This is a genomic window from Hymenobacter guriensis, assembly GCF_015773195.1.
In the GTDB taxonomy this organism is placed as follows: Bacteria; Bacteroidota; Bacteroidia; order Cytophagales; family Hymenobacteraceae; genus Hymenobacter; species Hymenobacter guriensis.
In genome coordinates, this window is record NZ_JADWYK010000018.1 from 1 (window position 1) to 16,060 (window position 16,060).

Annotated in this window: 16 protein-coding genes; 1 reads left to right on the plus strand and 15 read right to left on the minus strand. The window is 60.4% G+C overall.

Going from position 1 to position 16,060, the window contains the following annotated elements; all coding sequences use genetic code 11:
* Positions 1-176: 176 nt before the first annotated feature.
* The 6 genes from lysA to I5L79_RS20570 all read right to left on the minus strand — a co-directional run bounded on the left by lysA (position 177) and on the right by I5L79_RS20570 (position 5,614).
* Complete coding sequence (lysA, locus tag I5L79_RS20545; RefSeq protein ID WP_196956961.1) at positions 177-1,319, minus strand: diaminopimelate decarboxylase; 1,143 nt, start codon at positions 1,317-1,319, stop codon at positions 177-179.
* A 51-nt stretch (positions 1,320-1,370) separates the two neighbouring features.
* Complete coding sequence (locus I5L79_RS20550) at positions 1,371-2,708, minus strand: aspartate kinase (RefSeq protein ID WP_196956962.1); 1,338 nt, start codon at positions 2,706-2,708, stop codon at positions 1,371-1,373.
* Between the two features lie 368 nt (positions 2,709-3,076).
* Positions 3,077-3,688: a hypothetical protein gene (locus I5L79_RS20555; RefSeq protein WP_231403243.1), complete on the minus strand. Its 612-nt coding sequence runs from the start codon at positions 3,686-3,688 to the stop codon at positions 3,077-3,079.
* Positions 3,689-3,769: 81 nt separating this feature from the next.
* Positions 3,770-4,282: a hypothetical protein gene (locus I5L79_RS20560; protein ID WP_196956964.1), complete on the minus strand. Its 513-nt coding sequence runs from the start codon at positions 4,280-4,282 to the stop codon at positions 3,770-3,772.
* An 81-nt stretch (positions 4,283-4,363) separates the two neighbouring features.
* Positions 4,364-4,759: a hypothetical protein gene (locus tag I5L79_RS20565; RefSeq protein WP_196956965.1), complete on the minus strand. Its 396-nt coding sequence runs from the start codon at positions 4,757-4,759 to the stop codon at positions 4,364-4,366.
* Positions 4,760-4,804: 45 nt separating this feature from the next.
* Positions 4,805-5,614 carry a hypothetical protein gene (locus tag I5L79_RS20570; protein ID WP_196956966.1) on the minus strand — a complete coding sequence of 270 codons (810 nt, stop codon included), beginning with the start codon at positions 5,612-5,614 and terminating at the stop codon, positions 4,805-4,807.
* 176 nt (positions 5,615-5,790) lie between these two features.
* On the opposite strand from I5L79_RS20570, the gene I5L79_RS20575 reads away from it, so the two are divergent.
* Positions 5,791-6,495: a DUF4469 domain-containing protein gene (locus I5L79_RS20575; protein ID WP_196956967.1), complete on the plus strand. Its 705-nt coding sequence runs from the start codon at positions 5,791-5,793 to the stop codon at positions 6,493-6,495.
* A gap of 207 nt (positions 6,496-6,702) precedes the next feature.
* Here the strand turns inward: I5L79_RS20575 and I5L79_RS20580 are convergent, their stop codons facing one another.
* The 9 genes from I5L79_RS20580 to I5L79_RS20620 all read right to left on the minus strand — a co-directional run bounded on the left by I5L79_RS20580 (position 6,703) and on the right by I5L79_RS20620 (position 15,973).
* Positions 6,703-7,350 carry a hypothetical protein gene (locus I5L79_RS20580; protein WP_196956968.1) on the minus strand — a complete coding sequence of 216 codons (648 nt, stop codon included), beginning with the start codon at positions 7,348-7,350 and terminating at the stop codon, positions 6,703-6,705.
* A 101-nt stretch (positions 7,351-7,451) separates the two neighbouring features.
* Positions 7,452-8,810 (minus strand): M28 family metallopeptidase, encoded by a 1,359-nt coding sequence (locus I5L79_RS20585; RefSeq protein WP_196956969.1) that lies wholly within the window; start codon positions 8,808-8,810, stop codon positions 7,452-7,454.
* A gap of 318 nt (positions 8,811-9,128) precedes the next feature.
* Positions 9,129-10,385 (minus strand): beta-ketoacyl synthase N-terminal-like domain-containing protein, encoded by a 1,257-nt coding sequence (locus I5L79_RS20590; RefSeq protein ID WP_196956970.1) that lies wholly within the window; start codon positions 10,383-10,385, stop codon positions 9,129-9,131.
* Positions 10,378-11,703 (minus strand): adenosylmethionine--8-amino-7-oxononanoate transaminase, encoded by a 1,326-nt coding sequence (gene bioA, locus I5L79_RS20595; protein WP_196956971.1) that lies wholly within the window; start codon positions 11,701-11,703, stop codon positions 10,378-10,380. The genes I5L79_RS20590 and bioA overlap by 8 nt, the downstream gene beginning before the upstream one ends.
* Before the next feature lie 191 nt (positions 11,704-11,894).
* Entirely contained in the window at positions 11,895-12,515 is a 621-nt protein-coding gene (gene bioD / locus I5L79_RS20600; protein ID WP_196956972.1) for a dethiobiotin synthase, read from the minus strand.
* A 51-nt stretch (positions 12,516-12,566) separates the two neighbouring features.
* Entirely contained in the window at positions 12,567-12,917 is a 351-nt protein-coding gene (locus I5L79_RS20605; protein WP_196956973.1) for an immunity 51 family protein, read from the minus strand.
* 53 nt (positions 12,918-12,970) lie between these two features.
* Positions 12,971-14,149 (minus strand): aminotransferase class I/II-fold pyridoxal phosphate-dependent enzyme, encoded by a 1,179-nt coding sequence (locus tag I5L79_RS20610; protein ID WP_196956974.1) that lies wholly within the window; start codon positions 14,147-14,149, stop codon positions 12,971-12,973.
* Positions 14,150-14,251: 102 nt separating this feature from the next.
* Positions 14,252-14,959, minus strand: a complete 708-nt coding sequence (locus I5L79_RS20615) for a hypothetical protein (RefSeq protein WP_196956975.1) — start codon at positions 14,957-14,959, stop codon at positions 14,252-14,254.
* A gap of 132 nt (positions 14,960-15,091) precedes the next feature.
* Positions 15,092-15,973 (minus strand): alpha/beta hydrolase, encoded by an 882-nt coding sequence (locus I5L79_RS20620; protein ID WP_196956976.1) that lies wholly within the window; start codon positions 15,971-15,973, stop codon positions 15,092-15,094.
* Between the last annotated feature and the right edge of the window lie 87 nt (positions 15,974-16,060).

Here is a 16,060-nt window from a genome sequence, read left to right on the forward strand (position 1 = left end):
CCGTGGAGTACTTGTCCCATAACTGAGTGCGAAAGTCCTGCCCGGAAAATACACCATCACGCCCTGGGACTATACACTTAATATATTCTCACCAGAAAACGGTTTTACGCCCGAACTCTTCTTTCCGGGAAAAGACGCCGGGCGAAGAGTCCGCAGCTTTTCTCCCATCAATAAAGCTACCGATACTCCGCCCCGGCCTTTTCGCGCAGGTTGTAGCCCGACGACATAACCTCCCCATAGGCCCCGGCCGAACGAATGGCCAGCAGGTCGCCGCGGCGGGTTTCGGGCAGCAGCACTTGGCGCCCAAAGGTGTCCGACGACTCGCAGATAGGGCCCACTACGTCGTAGTCCTGGGCGGGAAGCTGGCTGGTGAGGTTCTGGATGGCGTGGTAGGAGCCGTAGAGAGCCGGACGAATCAGCTCCGTCATGCCCGCGTCGAGGATGGCAAAGCGGCGCTGCTGGCTATGCTTCACATATAGCACCCGGCTTACCAGGGAACCACACTGCGCCACGATGGAGCGGCCCAGCTCCACGTGCACCTGCTGGTTCGGGCGCCGCTGCAAGTGCTGCTCAAACGTGCGGAAATACTGCTCGAAGTCGGGCACCGCGTGCTGGTCGGGCTGGTGGTAGTCGATGCCCAGGCCCCCGCCCAGGTTCAGGTGCGGCAGGTGGTGGCCCCGGTCTTCAAGCCAGGTTTGCAGCTCGTTGAGCTTTTGGCTAAGCTTCTCAAACACCGTGAGGTTGGTAATCTGGGAGCCCACGTGCGTGTGCAGGCCCACCAACTCCAGGTTCGATAGATTTTCCAGCTGCTCAATCACGCCGCCCAGGTCCGAGAGGCTGATGCCGAACTTGTTGGCGTCGAGGCCGGTGGTGATGTGCGGGTGCGTGTAGGCGTCCACGTTGGGGTTCACGCGCAACGCCACGCGGGTGCGGCGGTTCTGCGCTCCGGCCAGCTCGTTCAGCACCGTCAGTTCCTCCACCGACTCAGCGTTGAAGCACCAGATATCTGCCGCCAGCGCCAAGTTGATTTCTGCGTCGCTCTTGCCTACACCGGCAAACACCACGTGGTCGGGGGCGAAGCCGGCGTCGAGGGCACGCTGCACTTCGCCCCCGCTCACGCAGTCGGCGCCCAGGCTGTGTTGGCGGATAAGGTCCAGGATGGGAGCGTTGGCATTGGCTTTCAGGGCATAATGCACCTGGAAGCCGCGGGGTCGGGCTGCCTGCTGCAAAGCCGTGAGCGTGCGGTCCAGCAGCGCCAGATCGTAGAAGTAAAAGGGCGTGGGGCGGTCCAGCAGATCCGCCGGTAAACGAAACGACATGTAGCAGAGAGTGCAAAGCGAATAAAAAAGAGAAGCCGCAGCAGCTAAGCGCTACACTGCTTCGGCTTTGCGGCGGAACAGGCCTTCGTTGAGAGAGCGGAGGGCACGGGTTTTATCAGGGGTGTTGATGAGCACGCTGATGTTGTTGGGCGAACCGCCGTAGCTGATCATGCGCAGCGGAATGTTCTGCAGGGCGTTGAACACCTGCCGGGCCGAACCGTGGTTTTCCTGAATCAGGTTGCCGACCAGACAAATAATGGTCTGCTGCTCGTCTACTTCCACTGTGCCGAAACTGCACAGCTCCTCCAGGATTTCGGGCAGGTGGGTAGCATCGTCGATGGTGAGGGACACGGCCACTTCCGAGGTCGTAATCATGTCGATGGGGGTGCGGTACCGCTCAAATACTTCGAACAAGCGGCGCAGGAAGCCGTGGGCCAGCAGCATGCGGCTGCTGCGCACCTTGATGGCTACCAGCCCGTCCTTAGCCGCCACGGCCTTGATGGCTTCGTCGCCAGTTTGGGCGGATATGAGTGTGCCGGGCGCCTCGGGCTGCATGGTGTTGAGTAGGCGCACCGGAATGCCGTACTGGCGAGCCGGCAGCACCGAGCTGGGGTGCAGAATCTTCGCCCCGAAGTAGGCCAGCTCGGCCGCCTCGTCAAACGACAGCTCCCGGATGGGGTAGGTGTCTTCCACCACGCGTGGGTCGTTGTTGTGCAGCCCGTCGATGTCGGTCCAGATCTGAATTTCCTCTACCCGGGCTGCCGCCCCAATCAGCGAGGCCGAGTAGTCGGAGCCCCCGCGCTTGAGGTTGTCGATGAGGCCCTGGGCGTTGCGGCAGATGTAGCCTTGGGTGATGAACAGGGTCTGGCCATCGTGCCGGGCCAGCAGCTCCTGCAGGTGCTGCTCGATGTATGCGCCATCGGGCTCTTCGTCCTTGTCGAGGCGCATGAAGTCAAGGGCGGGCAGCAACACGGCCGGGCGGCCCAGCACGTCGGTCACGTAGCGGTGGAAAAGCTGGGTGCTCAGCAGCTCGCCCTGGGCCAGAATCAGCCGCTCGCCCACGGGCGTGAGCGGGTTGCGCATCAAGTCGAAAATGGCCCGAAAGCAGGCATCCAGCTGGCCGATGGCGGCTGTGGCTACTTCGGCCTGAGGCAGCAGCTCGCGGGCCGTCATGAGGTAGTGCTGGCGCAGAATCTCGGTCTGAGCCGTGGCGGCCGCTATTTCGCCGTCGTAGAGCAGGCGCGCTATCGTTACCAGGGCGTTGGTGGTGCCCGACATGGCCGACAGCACCACGATGCGGGGCTCTTCGGGGGCGTGAATCAACTCGGCTACGGTGCGCATGCGCTCGGCCGTGCCTACCGACGTGCCGCCAAACTTGAGAACTTTCATGGGAACAGAGAGGTGATATGGGTTGCGAAAGAAAAGACCAGAAAAAAGCGCCGACCCTTGGGAGGACCGGCGCTTGGAGGTTCAGATTCGGGCAAGACGAACTAGTGCGACGGTCGGGTCGGGTTACATTTCTTCGATTTCTTGACCATCAGGCCGCCGCTCCGCTTGTCGCACACCATCACCTGCTTCGCCGAAACCAGCGAAGTAGCAGAAGAAAGGTAGGTGAAAGCTGAGAACATAAGTGGTGCTGAGCGGGGCCGTTAGCTGCCCTTGTGGCTGCAAGTATACGGCAGGAAGTGAGAATCCAAAAAATCTTTTTTGCGGACAGTTTACGATTTCTACGCCACGAGGTGACCCGGTATGTCGTCTCAGAATGAGGTATTGCTGATAGCCTCAATCAGCCAGCGGTTGTTGGCAGCCCGCACCAGGCTCACGTCCAGGGCCTCCTGCCAGTTCTCGTCGCCTTGGTTGTGGTGGGGGCCACGCGCCTTTACCAGCGCGTGGTTTTTGTCGTGAAAAGTAGTAGCAAAGGTGCCGGCCCGCAGCTCAGTCAGCTTGGTATCGGCTTCCTGGGAATAGGTCAGAAAGTCGAAGTCAAAGCCCGGGGGCGGGCCGTCGTTTTGCGGGTGCGCCCGCAGCGAATCATTCTGCTGGCGGAAGTAGGTGCGCCATTTCTGCAGGTAGGAATCGGCGAAAAAACCGCTGGCTTTCAGGGCCGTGAGCCACTGTTCGGTGCCGGGAAAATTCACCGCGTAGAATTTCGTGGTATCCTGCCCATCCGCGTTGAGAATGAAGTCCCCCGGCAGCTTTTCCATAGTAGCGGCATACCAGCCGATAAAGCGGCGCACCGTCTGCTCAGCGGCCTGGTCAGCCGGGGCTGGTGCCTGCGGCAAAGCCGGCGCAGGAGAAGCAACAATTGAATCGGCCGGAGCAGCAGGGGCCTGGGTGGCTGGCTGCTGATTGGTACCGCAGCTTGGCAAAAGCAGTAGGAAAATGGCTGCGCAAACAGCGCGCAGAGGGTCAGAAAGCGTCATAAATACACGGCTGATAAACGGCTCAGCTTACGGCAGCACGCGCTTCTGCACCCAGGCCTGGAGGGTGCCGTTGGCCTGTTCCTGCAGCAGCTCGTCGAGGACTTTGTTCTTTTGGGCAGGGTTGGCCTGGTACATTTTTAGCACGGGTGTCAGGCCGGCCAAGTTTAGGGTAAGGGCATCTTTTTCGCCCGGGTGCTGCAATTGGTAGCGCGCCCAGCCGGCCAGAAACAGCATCATGTAGTTGGGTTCCTGGCGGCTTAGCTCCGTCACGAAGGTTTGCAGCTTCACCTTCACCGCGGGCGAGCCGCTCACCCATTGCAGCAGAAAACGGTTGACGGCCCGGCGCATGTCTGGCTCTTGGTCTAGCGGGGTTGCTTCTAGCCAGTTGGCCGCCTCAATTACCTGCGGGGCGTAGCTGGCGTAATCTTCGGCGTCGCGGAAGGAGTAGCCCATTGGAGGCTGGTAGGCGGGCGCCTGGCCCAGCGCGGCCGGAACTGCCGCCAGCAAAGCCAGGGCAAGCAGATAGGTAGCTTTCTTCATAACGAGTGAAAAGAGATAGTATGGTAAAGGCAATCAAAGGTACCTGGAAAGAATGGTATATACTTTTTCGCGGAAAATCAGCTATTTGATTACTACCGTATCGGTTATTGTTGTAATTCTTTTACTGCAATAGCAAAAGTTCAATCTGCGCACAACTGGGTTTATTTTGCTATGAATATCGGCAGGCTTTATAGTAGCCTTTATATACATAGTTGGGTCCATTGTGATATAGTCGAATGCAATAAATGTTCTTTTAGGAGCAAGATAAATAATGCCGTCTGCAGTTGTTGTGTCACTGGGCTGCTGAGTATTTTCTTGCTCAAACGTAGCTACTATACCGGAAACAGGTCGGCCAGCTTGGTCAATAACAATGGCTTTATATTCGGGAGTTATATAAATATGGACCATTCGTGGATATATAATACAGCCAGGCAAGATTAGGGCTATAATAAAGAGGAAAACGAAAAAAGATTTCATGTGGAGAAAGTTTATGGTGCTTGAATTATAAAGATTACAGTTGAACTAAAATGAATAATACTCTCGCAGCTCAAACCCTTCTGCCTGCTGGCGCGCCGCCAGTTCCCGGAGCAGATAGTACTTGTGGAAATGCCCCACCAGCACTACAATACGTTGTGCCCGGTGCTGGCGGATGTGGGTGAGAATATGAGCGGCCATAGCCTGGTTGCGTGTGTCCCAGAAGTCGGCATTCAGCTGGTAGAAGGCGTGGTACTCGGCCAGCTCGGGACGGGCCTGCACCACGGCGTTTAATTCCTGGTACTGCATGTGCTGCCGCCGCGCTATCAGCGCGTACACGGCGGGCTGGTTGATGGCGTAGGGCGTGCGGGCGGAGGTGCGGTTGGCCGAGTCGGTGAGCTGGTAGTACCGGTCGAGGATGGTGCCCTGCGCCGGGGTAAGGCGGCGCTGCTTGTAGAGGCCGTCGAGCAAGGCCAGCACTTCGCCGGGCTTGGTGAGCAGGCCGTGCTGGCGGTGAAAATCATTGCGGCCTTCGTAGTCGAAGGGGCGCATGGGCACGGGGTGCTGCTGGCGGTACAAGGCCACACCCAGGGCTTCGTTTTCGCGGGAAGGGCGCCGGAGCTCAAAGTCCGCAGTGAAAAACGAGCTGTCCAGCTCCACCAGGATTAAATCGGGCTGCACGCGCTGCAGAATGCGGGCGACGGAATCGGGGGTGAAGCGGCGGGTGGCTTTGTGCACCGTGCCCACGATGACGACCTGGATGCGCGGTGCGGCCGGACCGACGCTTTCAGGGGTTTGCGCCGCCACCCTTCCGCCCGAAAGCAAGCCAATCAGTAGCCACAGCCATAGGTTCTTCATAGAGAATAAGGAGGAAGCTACAAGAAACGCACATTCGGCGCCCCGGCCAAACGGCGGGGCTACGGCAGCCGTCAATGCCGGTAAAAAAAGTCGTAAGTCAGTGTACTTCAGCGCCGACCCTGGTGCAGCGTGTGCCCGAAAACAGCATATTTGCCGGGAACGATACCTCCGCTGCTATGGACATTGCCTACTCCCTCGTCGACAACAAGCTAACCGCCGGCCACGACCGGCGGGCGCAGGTGCATATCACCGGCACCGCTACCATTGAAGATCTGGCTGCCGACATCGTGCGGCCCGGCTCCACCATCACCAGGGCTGAGTTTCTGGCCATGTACGAGGAGCTGAAGACGGCCGTCATCCGGCGGGCCCAGCGCGGCGAAAACGTGGTAACCGACCTGTTCGTGGTGCGCCCCAGCCTCACCGGTTCCTGGCCCGCTGCCCAGGATGCATTCGACCCGGAGCGCCACCAGGGCCGCCTGCGTTTGTCGGCCGGCACCGCCCTGCGCCGGGCCGAAACCGAGCTGCGCTTCGTGCAGGTGCGGGCCGTGAGCCAGAGCGCGCCGCGCCCCGAACAGGTGGAGGACCTGCTCACCGAGGCCATCAACACCACCTTGCGGCCCGGCGCTACGGCCCGGCTGCGCGGCGCCAACCTCAAGCACAACCCCACCGACCCCACCCAAGGCGTGTTTCTGGTGCCCGCCACCGGCAACGGTAACCCCGTCCGCCTGGAGCGCATCCTGAAGAATACGCCCTCCGAGCAGCTATTTCTGGTGCCACCCACGCTCCCGGCTGGCACTTACCGGCTGGAGGTACGTATCAAACCCCGTAATAGCAGTCATCTGCGCACGGGGACTCTGGGAGCAGTGCTTACCGTTGCGTGAGCCGTAGTGTTGCTTCGCATAGCAAATGTTTGCTGGAGACATGTAGAATGTCTTTGGCAGACATGTCACATGTCTCCAGCAGGCATAGAGAATGTCTCTGTTAGACATACTGTATGTCTCCAGCAGACATACAGCATGATACGGCTTTACAGGATATGCGGAGACAGGTTAAGGGGCGAACGAAAACGGGCAGTGAAGCCTTGTTCGCTACTGTGCGGCGGAAACGCGCGCTAGCGGGAGCTTGGGGTCTGCTGCTGCGGCTTCGCTTAGAAGCTTATACAGCTTGTAAATGTGTGTCTTACGATTCTGCTGGTAGTAGATGTTGTACTTCTTCTTCTTGGAGAATCTATAAAATTTAGCAAGTGAGAAATAATCAAAATATTGGTCTGTTGTGTCTTTCTGGGTGATAATGCTAAATGAGGCATGGTTACCGTGATTTCGAAAGACTCTGCTTGCCTTGCCCTCGTTCATTATGTGAAAGCGCTTAATTTCCTCTGCCTGTATTTCGCTACGGAAACGGTCGAAATACTTCCAGAAAACGGCTTTAACTTCCTGGGCTTCACCGAGCGTACAGTTGTCAAGATAGCGGCGGTAGCTGTGGCCGGATTTCTTCCAGAACAGATAGGTAGGAATGAAAAGGCCTTTGGTGTCACACGGCGAACCAGCCCGGCAGCCCACGCAATAGTCCTCGTACACGCAGAAGGTATCTACTCCCGCGCTGCGCAGCTCCTGACTCAAAGAGTCAGTCTGCAGCTCCAGCTTGCTCTTCTGGCGTTGCGCTGAAACGCTTAGCGGCAGCAGCCACAAAAGCCCCAATACGACGCTGTATAAGCGGATTTGGTAGCGTATTCTCATATATCAAAGAATAGAGCTGTTTAGAAAGCCCTTAGACCGTCATGCTTCATCTGGCGTCCGCGTAGTCGAAGCATGACGGGCTGAACAAATGCCCGGTTTCCTTACCGCACTGGCTTGGGCAGCACGGGCAGGCTTTCGTGGCCCTCGGCATCCACGGCTACCACCCCGAAAATGTAGTTGTCCTTGCTGTGGGGCAGGTCGGCTTTGGTATCGGTCACGAAGAACTTCTGCTGCCACTCGGGGGCGCTGGTTTCGCGCATGAGCACGTAGTAGCCGGCGGGCCGCTCGCCGGCCTGGGGAGCCTGCCACTGCAGCTGGGTGCGGTTGGTGAGCTGGGCCGTGAGCACGCCCACGCTTTCGGGCGCGGCTGGGGCGAGGGCCAGGGAGGCCAGGGTAGCCAGGTTCACGCCGGTATTCTTGCGCAGATAGGCAAAGTCCATGTACTTGGCATAGTCCCCATACTCAGTGCCGTTTTCCTGCCTCAGGTCCTGGTGCTGGTGGCGGAAGTCCTCGTTCATTTCGGAGAAGCGCACTGCCGTGAAGCCTTCCTGGTTGAAGGGGGTATGGTCGCCGCCGCGCAGAAACCTGTCGGGGCGGTACTCCAGTACCACCTCATGGCCGGGCACGTACTGCTGGCAGGCCGTGCGGGTGTAGCGGGCCAGGTTGCGGGAGGGCGAGTCGTTTTCGGAGGACAGCGTGCGGCGCACCCTGGCTTCCTCGGGCGTTTCGGTGGCAGGCACCCCCTCGCTGAACACGCGCAGGCGCTTGTCGTCCTTCAGGTCGGGGTCGTGGCCCTGGGAGCTGCCCATGATGTCGTTGTTGAGCATAGCCACCAGCTGCCAGTTTTCGGCCTTGGCGCGCCGGGCCAAGTGGGTGGAGCCGTAGAGGCCCTGCTCTTCGCCCTGCACGGCTACGAAGATGATGGTAGCCGGAAACTGCTGCTTGCTCATCACCCGGGCCAGCTCCATCACGGCCACCGTACCCGAGCCGTCGTCGTTGGCCCCGGGCGCGTCGGCGGTGGCGTTCATCACATCCGTTACCCGCGAGTCGATGTGCCCGCTCACGATGAACACCCGCTTATCGGAAGTGTCGGTGCCGGGCAAGGTGGCCATCACGTTGGCCATGAGCACCGGCCGGTTGATGCGGCGGCCGTCGGGCTTGATGGTAAAGGTGTCCTGGGTTACTTTCAGGCGGCCCCCGCTGGCTTTGCTATACTTACGGAACTCGTCTTCCACCCAGCGCCGCGCCGCCCCAATGCCGCGCTTCTTGCTTTTAGTAGCGGAAAGCGTGTGCCGGGTGCCGAAGCTCACGAGCCTGTCGATGTCCTCCCGCAGGTTTTTCTCCGATACATCTTCCACCATCCGGCGGATCAGCGGGTCGGGCGTAGTGGCGGGCGGCGTCTGAGCCAAAGCGGGGACTGAGAAACCCAAACCAAGCAGGAGTAGAAACGAACGGGGCATAGAAAGCAGGTTGAAGACGAGGTAGGGACGCGGATTTGCCTTGTGATGTTGCCGGTGTAAACCGTCATGCTGAGCTTGTCGAAGCATCTCTGCCTCTGGCTAATTAATACCATTGCAACGAAGCGGTAGAGATGCTTCGGCTGCGCTCAGCATGACATAAAAGTTGAAGGCACACGCCTCATTAAGCGAAGTGCGCAAACACTGTAGGGTGCGGGGCTTGTCCCCGCCCGTCGTTGCACGTGTACGCTCGAACGGCGAGGACGACGGGCGGGGACAAGCCCCGCACCCTACTTGGTGACAGCACGAAACCATGCGCTTCTACGGCTGATCTGGCAGCAGGGCCACTACCACACTGGCCGCGTTGCCGCCGAAGCCGGCCGCATTTACCAGGATGCGGCGGATGGGTTTCGGAGAAGCAGCCGCCAGATCAGAAGCAAACCGCGCCACCGGCCACTGCTGGGTTTCGAGCACGTACAGAGCAAAGTCCAGACTCAGAGCCGCCGAAGCCCCCAAGGTGTGGCCCACCAGCCATTTGTTGGACAGCAGCGGCGGCAGGTTTTCCCCGAAGATGGCGCGCAAAGCCGCCCGCTCCGCCGCATCGCCGGCCGGGGTGCCGGGGCTGTGCAGCACCACCGCGTCGATGTGGGCGGGCAGGGCGCGGGCCTGCTCCAGGGCGTGGCGCATGGCCTGTTGAAAGTGCTGGCCATCTGGCGAGAGGCCGGTTTTGCTGCCCAGCGCCTCAAACCCAAACCCAACGCCTTCGAGCACCGGCAACTCCGGACGGCCCGCCTCTGCCCAGGCCGCCCCGCTCAGCCTCTCCAGGGCGAATATGGCCGCGCCTTCGCCCAGCACAAATGTAGACGGCCGCCCGGCCCCCGGCCGGCAGGGCCAGTCGGTGGCCGCCAGGGGCGAGTAGATGCCAATGGCCTGCATCTGCGCCAGGGTGAAGTCGGTGAGGGGAGCTTCCGTACCCCCGGCCAGAAACCGCTTGGCCATGCCCGCCCGCAGCCAGGCCACCGCATTGCCCAGTGCCTGAAATGCACTGCTACAGGTGCTGGAGTGGCTCAGGGCCGCCCCGCCCGTGCTGCCCGCGTCAAAGGCCACCCAGCTGGCCACGTTGCCCAGCGTGGTGAGCGGCGAAGCGGCGGCCGGTACGCTGCCTTCACTCAGGAACTCCGCGTGAAACTGCTCCAGCCGTCCCGTGGCGCCCCGGCTGCTGCCAATGCTTACTGCGAGCTGGTTTCTAGTTTCTGGTTTCTGGTTTCTGGTTGCTGGTTCGGTGGAAGGATTTGGGGTTGACTCCGGTGCCCAACCGGCGGCGGCGGTTGCCTGGCGGGAAGCCAGCAGGGCCAGCAGCACCGTGCGGTCGAGCTGCCGGTAGGCGGAGTGGCTGGCGCGCAGCTCCGCCAGGGCTTCTTCAGCCGCAACTGGTAGGGCCGCTACAGGTAATTTGTTCGGGTGCGTGGAAAAGGGCGAAGTCAGCGGCTCGTTCCACTCCTTGGCCGTGCCCAGCGCCGACACCCGACCCCGACCCCAGATGACAATCAGATCAGCGGCAGTATCGGGGCTAGTCATGCAGGTATTCGGGCAGGGTAGGAGCAGGCAGGAAGTCGAGCACCAACGCACGCATCTGGCGTAGCACGGCGTAGAGCAGCTCCAGCTCCTCGTTGGTGGTGCAGTAGGGCGGCAGCAGGTACACCACGTTGCCCAAGGGGCGCAGCACCACGTGGTTGTCGATGGCCAGCTGGTAGAAGGCGTCGCGCAGGCGGCTGAAGTAGCTGGTGCCCTCGCCGGGGTCGTACTCCACGGCCAGAATGGTACCCTGGTGCCGCACCTGCCGGATGCCGGGCAGCCCTTCGATTTCCTGGCGGAAGGCGGCGTGGGCGGCGGCTATGCGCTGGCGCTGCTGAGTGCAGGCCTCGGCGCGGGTAAGCTCCAGGCTGGCCAGGGCGGCGGCGCAGGCCACGGGATTGGCCGTGTAGGAGTGGCCGTGAAACAGGGCCTTCATCTTGTCGTCGCTCAGGAACGCCGCGTAGATGGGGGCGGCGCAGGTCGTGAGGCCCATAGCCAGCGTACCGCCCGTGAGGCCCTTGGAAAAGCACATGATATCGGGCTGCTCCCGGGGCAGTAGCCCACTTGCGAAGAGGGGACCGGTACGCCCGAAGCCCGTCATTACCTCATCGGCTATGCAAAGCACGCCGCGCCGGTGGCAGCGGCTGATGAGCTCATCCAGCACCTCGGGCGCGTACATCACCATGCCCGCCGTGCCCAGCACCAGCGGCTCGAAGATAAAGCCGGCTACGTCGGGCCGCGCCAGCAGCGCATCAAGCTGACTCAGTACTTCCTGCTCCCGGCCGGGCACCGGCACGTCAAGAAACTCCACGTCGAAGAGCAAAGGCCAGAAGGGCTGGGTGAAGGCGCCCCGGCTGCTCACGGCCATAGCTCCGAACGTGTCGCCGTGGTAGGAATTCCGGAAGCAGAGAAAGGTGCGGCGCTCCGGCTGACCCAGGTTGTGGAAGTACTGCAGCACCATCTTCAGGGCCACTTCCACGGCCGTAGAGCCGTTGTCGGAGTAGAAGACACGGGCCTGGTTGGCGGGCAGCAAGACCAGCAGCTGCTCGGCCAGCTCCACGGCCGTAGGGTGGGTGAAGCCGGCAAACAGCACGTGCTCCAAAGTGCGCAGCTGCTCGCTCACGCGCCCGGCAATGTGGGAATGAGCATGGCCGTGCAGGTTCACCCACCAGGAGGAAATACCGTCGAGGTAGCGCGTGCCGTCTTCGGCAATAAGCCAGCTGCCTTCCCCGCGCACGATGGGCACGGGCAGCGGGGCAGTTTGCATCTGGGTGTAGGGGTGCCACAATACGGAGTGGTCCCGTTCGGCGAGGGTAGGCATGGGGCAAAGGTAGGGCCGGGCCGGCCTAAGGTGGCGCGGGCGACTTTAGCCCGCAGAAACCGCCGAAGACGCCGAGGTTTTCTAACGTCCGGTTATTCTGCCGTCAAAAGACCTCCGCGCCCTCCGCGTAAACTCCTGCGTCCTCTGCGGGCTCAACTTATCCGGTGAATTCAAACAGAAGCAAACCGGCTTTACACCCCAAACCACGCCCGAAACTCCGCCGCGTACCGGCTCACTACCTTCGCCGAAACATGAGGCTCGGGCAGCACCCGGGGCATTACAGGCACGCCGGTGTGCTGTCGGATGAAGTCCTCCGTGGCGGGCGTGGGCTCCCCGTTGAACACGAGGCCGCGCACCCGCAGACCGCGCGTTTGCAGGGCTTCCAGCGTGAGCAGCGTATGGTTGATGCTGCCCAGATAGTTACGCGACACCACCACCACGTCCAAATCAAGCTGCGCAATAAGGTCGGCTACCAGGAAGCCGGGCGCCAGGGGCACCAGCAGGCCGCCCGCGCCTTCCACCAGCAGGTGGTTATCGGTGTCGGGCAGGTGGAAGTCCCCGGGGCGAAGCGTCAGCTGCTCGGCGGCGGCGGCGGCGTGGGGTGAGGCCGGCAGCTGCAGCCGGTGCCGCTCGGGCCAGAACCGGCTGACTGGGTTCTGCACGAGGCTGCGCACGGTGGCCGCATCGGTGGTGGGCTCCAGCCCGGCCTGCACGGGTTTCCAGTAATCGGCTTGCAGAGCTTCGGTGAGGATGGCCGAGACGAAGGTCTTGCCTACGTCCGTGCCGATGCCGGTGATGAAGAGTCGTTCCACTACTTGATTTCTTGCTTTTCGGTATGCTGAAAAGAGTCAATAACAGGGGCTCTAATCCAGTTCCGCCCGAGAAAACAAGTCGTGTACTACGTCTTTATCTTCCACAGCCTCTTTGAAAGCAATAGCAAATTGTTTCAGAGCCGCTTTGTCCGCTGAGTAGGCGCAGTACATGCTGCCTTCCGGGTCAAACTTCACTATGCCAACAAGGTGCGGTAGCTTCTCTTCTAAAAATACGTTGGCTAAGGAAGCCCAATCGTAGCCATTTCCCTCAAAGCCTTCTTCTGCCCGTGCTTTAAAAATTTCGGTTTTATACTCTCCGACATTTAAGCATACAGAAGCACTGTTTTCGTGTTCAGACCAAAAGAAAGGGCTGATAATCTTTTCGAAATCCTCCGTGCTCATGCTGTGTGTTATTAATGAGGTGAAAATTGTCCTACACTGTCAACTGAAGCATGTTAGTTTCCTCCTCGAAGCGGCAGTTGTACCGCTCCACCTGCCGTTGTTTGCCCTAATACCCGCGCCAGCGCTTCGATTTGCGCCTCGGTGTTGTACGAATGCACGATGAGCCGCAGCCGCTCGGTGCCCGTCGGCACCGTGGGCGACACAATGGCGCGCACATCGAAGCCGGAGGACTGGGCGGCGGCGGCCACCTGCCGCACCTGGGCCGGACCAGAATTAGCGGTGAAGAAAACAGGATGAATGATGTGGCTGCCCGGCGGTACGTGCAGGCCGGGCACCACATTGAGCTGAGCCTTCAGATAATCAGAAAGGGCGAAAAGTTGCGCCCGCTCCGCCGTAAGCGTGGGCAGCACCGCGTAAGCCGCCGCCAGACCGGCAATGGTAAGCGGGGGCAGCGCGGTGGTGTAGATGAAGGGCCTGCTGAAGTTGAGCAGGTAGTCGCGCAGCACGGCGGCCCCGGCCACGGCGGCACCCTGGCTGCCCAGGGCCTTGCCGAAAGTGAGGATGCGGGCAAACACCGCGTCTTCCAGGCCCAGCTCGGCTACCAGTCCTTCGCCCAGCGCGCCGTACACGCCGTTGGTGTGGGCCTCGTCCACCACCAGGTACAGCTCCTTCTCCCGGCAAAAGGCGGCCAGCTCGGCCAGCGGGGCCATGTCCCCATCCATGGAGTACAACGCTTCTACCGCCACAAACACGGCGCCGGTGGCGCGGGCGAGCTTGCGCTCCAGGTCGTGCAGGTCGCTGTGGCGGAAGCTCCAGGCGGTGGCGAAGGAGCCGCGGATGCCGTCCTTCACCGAGGCGTGGGAGGCTTCGTCGTAAAGGATGGTGTCGCCGCGGCGGGGCACGGCGGCGAAGAAGCCCAGATTGGCCGCGTACCCGGAGTTGAACAGTAGCGCGGCTTCGGCGCGGTGGAAGCAGGCCAGCTGCTGCTCCAGGGCTTCGGCTGCGGCGGAGTTGCCCGTGAGCAAGCGGGAGCCGGTGCTGCCCGCCGCTTCGGCCGTGGCCAGTTGCAGCGCTGCCTGCACGGCCGGGTGGCGGCTCAAACCCAGGTAATCGTTGGAACTGAAGTCAACCAGCCCGGCAGCCGGCAGCGAAAGGCAGCGGCGGGTACCAGCGGCCTCGCGCTGGGCTAGCTGCGCCGCCAAGCGCTGGTGCAGGGGAGAGAGGTCAGACATTGCCTAAAGGCCGGTTAATGAGGTGTTGGTGCCTTCGGCATGCCGTAGAAGTGCAACCTTGTGTTTTATCAGGGCCATTTCAGTGAACAAATAAAGGACGTCTCAAGGCATATGCTGAAAGAACCGAAGGACCTTAGTTTTGGTATTCAGCCTTACATAGCCTCCACGCATACCAATGCATACCTCTCCGTCGCTAAAAACAGCCACTGAATTGGGATAAAGACCGCTCCAAAATGCCTTTTCTAAAACCATTTCTTTCTGTAGGTTCCGTAAGACCATAAAGCCGTGAGATTGGACAATGTAAACGTCATTGTCCACTATGGCGAATGCCTCCGGCGAGTCCTCGAAATCAGTCAGTCTGGTCCATGTAAACGTCGGAAGCTTCCTGGTGAGTTGATAGAGTGCCCCAGTAGTTACACCCCCGTGAGATAAGCCCTCGATGAAGTAAACGCGGCCATTAATCTGAAAAATCAGACGGATGTTTCCCTTTTTAAGGAGCACAGGTTTGCTCTGGCGCGTATTTGGCTGAAACATCAATTGCCCGCCCCATTCTCCTAGGTTCTGGCCGATGAAAGTTCCGTCGGGCGTTTGCAGCTGTGTGAGAAATTGTTCGTGGCTCTTTCTGACTACTAGTTTTCCGGCAATGTTTCTCACAGTATACCCTGGCGCATAGTTTAACTTTGCCAAGGAGGCAGCACTTGTAACAGTGGATAGGGACATTTCGCGGAATGAGGCCTGCGCAAAGTCTTGACAGTTGCTGGATAAAACCTGGCCCCAAAGCAGCAATGTGAATAGCCAGCGAGTGGACATAGTGAGAATAGGTTTCGAGAGGATATAATGTCACGCTTCTCTTCGGAGAAAATTAGCGCTGGTCTTCGATTAGTCAGGTTGGGCAGTTCTGGATATTAAACGATAAGACTCACGTAGGCTACTGATAACTTTCTACTGCACCAGCACGGCGTTGGCGCGCAGGATTTTGGCGAAAAACAAGGCGTGAAAAGGGAGGGAGTTTTCCCAGTATTCCCAGGTGTGGGCGCCGGGCCGCTCGGTGTACTCGTGGGGCGTGGCGTTGTACACCAGGCGGCGGTGCAGCTCCCGGTTGGGCTCAATGAGGAAGTCATCCACCCCACAGTCGATGATGAGGGGCAGGCCGTTAGCCTTGAACTGATCGGCCAGGGGCAGCACCATGTACTTGCTGAGGTAGGTTTCCGGAGTAGCGCCCACGGGGCCCAGAATGGGCACAAACCGCTCGGAAGTGCGCTTGGCTTCCTCGGGGTTCTGCCTCCAGCGGGCCGTGCTGATGTCGACGGCACCGCTCATGCTGCCAGCCGCGCAGTATAGGTCGGGGTGACGGGCCGAGAGGTAAAGGGCCCCGTGCCCGCCCATCGACAAGCCGGTGATGACGCGCCCTTTCCGGTCGCGCACGGTGCGGTACGTCTGGTCGATTTTCTGGATTACTTCCTGGGTAATGTAGGTTTCAAACTGGCTGCCCGGATTCACCGGGCTGTCGATGTACCAGGCAAATTCCTCTCCTTCCGGCATCACAATGATGAGGTTGTACTGGTCGGCCAGGCGGTGCACCAGCTGCTTGTCGGGTGTTTTGGCCAGCCAGTCGGAGTAGTGGCCGGTGGCGCCGTGCAGCAGGTACAGAACCGGAAAGCTGGCCTTTTTCTGCTTGGTGTAAGCGTTGGGCAGCACCACGTTGGCGCGGTAGGTTTTGTGCATAGCCGCGCTGGGAATAGCCAGCGTATCGACCTTGGCCCCGAAGGCTGCACCCGTGTAGCCAATCAGCAGCAGGAAAAGAAAAGAGCGGAAAAAGCGCATGTTTTCTGGTAAATAAGGTGAAACAAGACACCGGCCGCTGCCCGGCAATGCAGGCGGCGGCCGGTGCGCAAAGAGCTCAACGAGAAC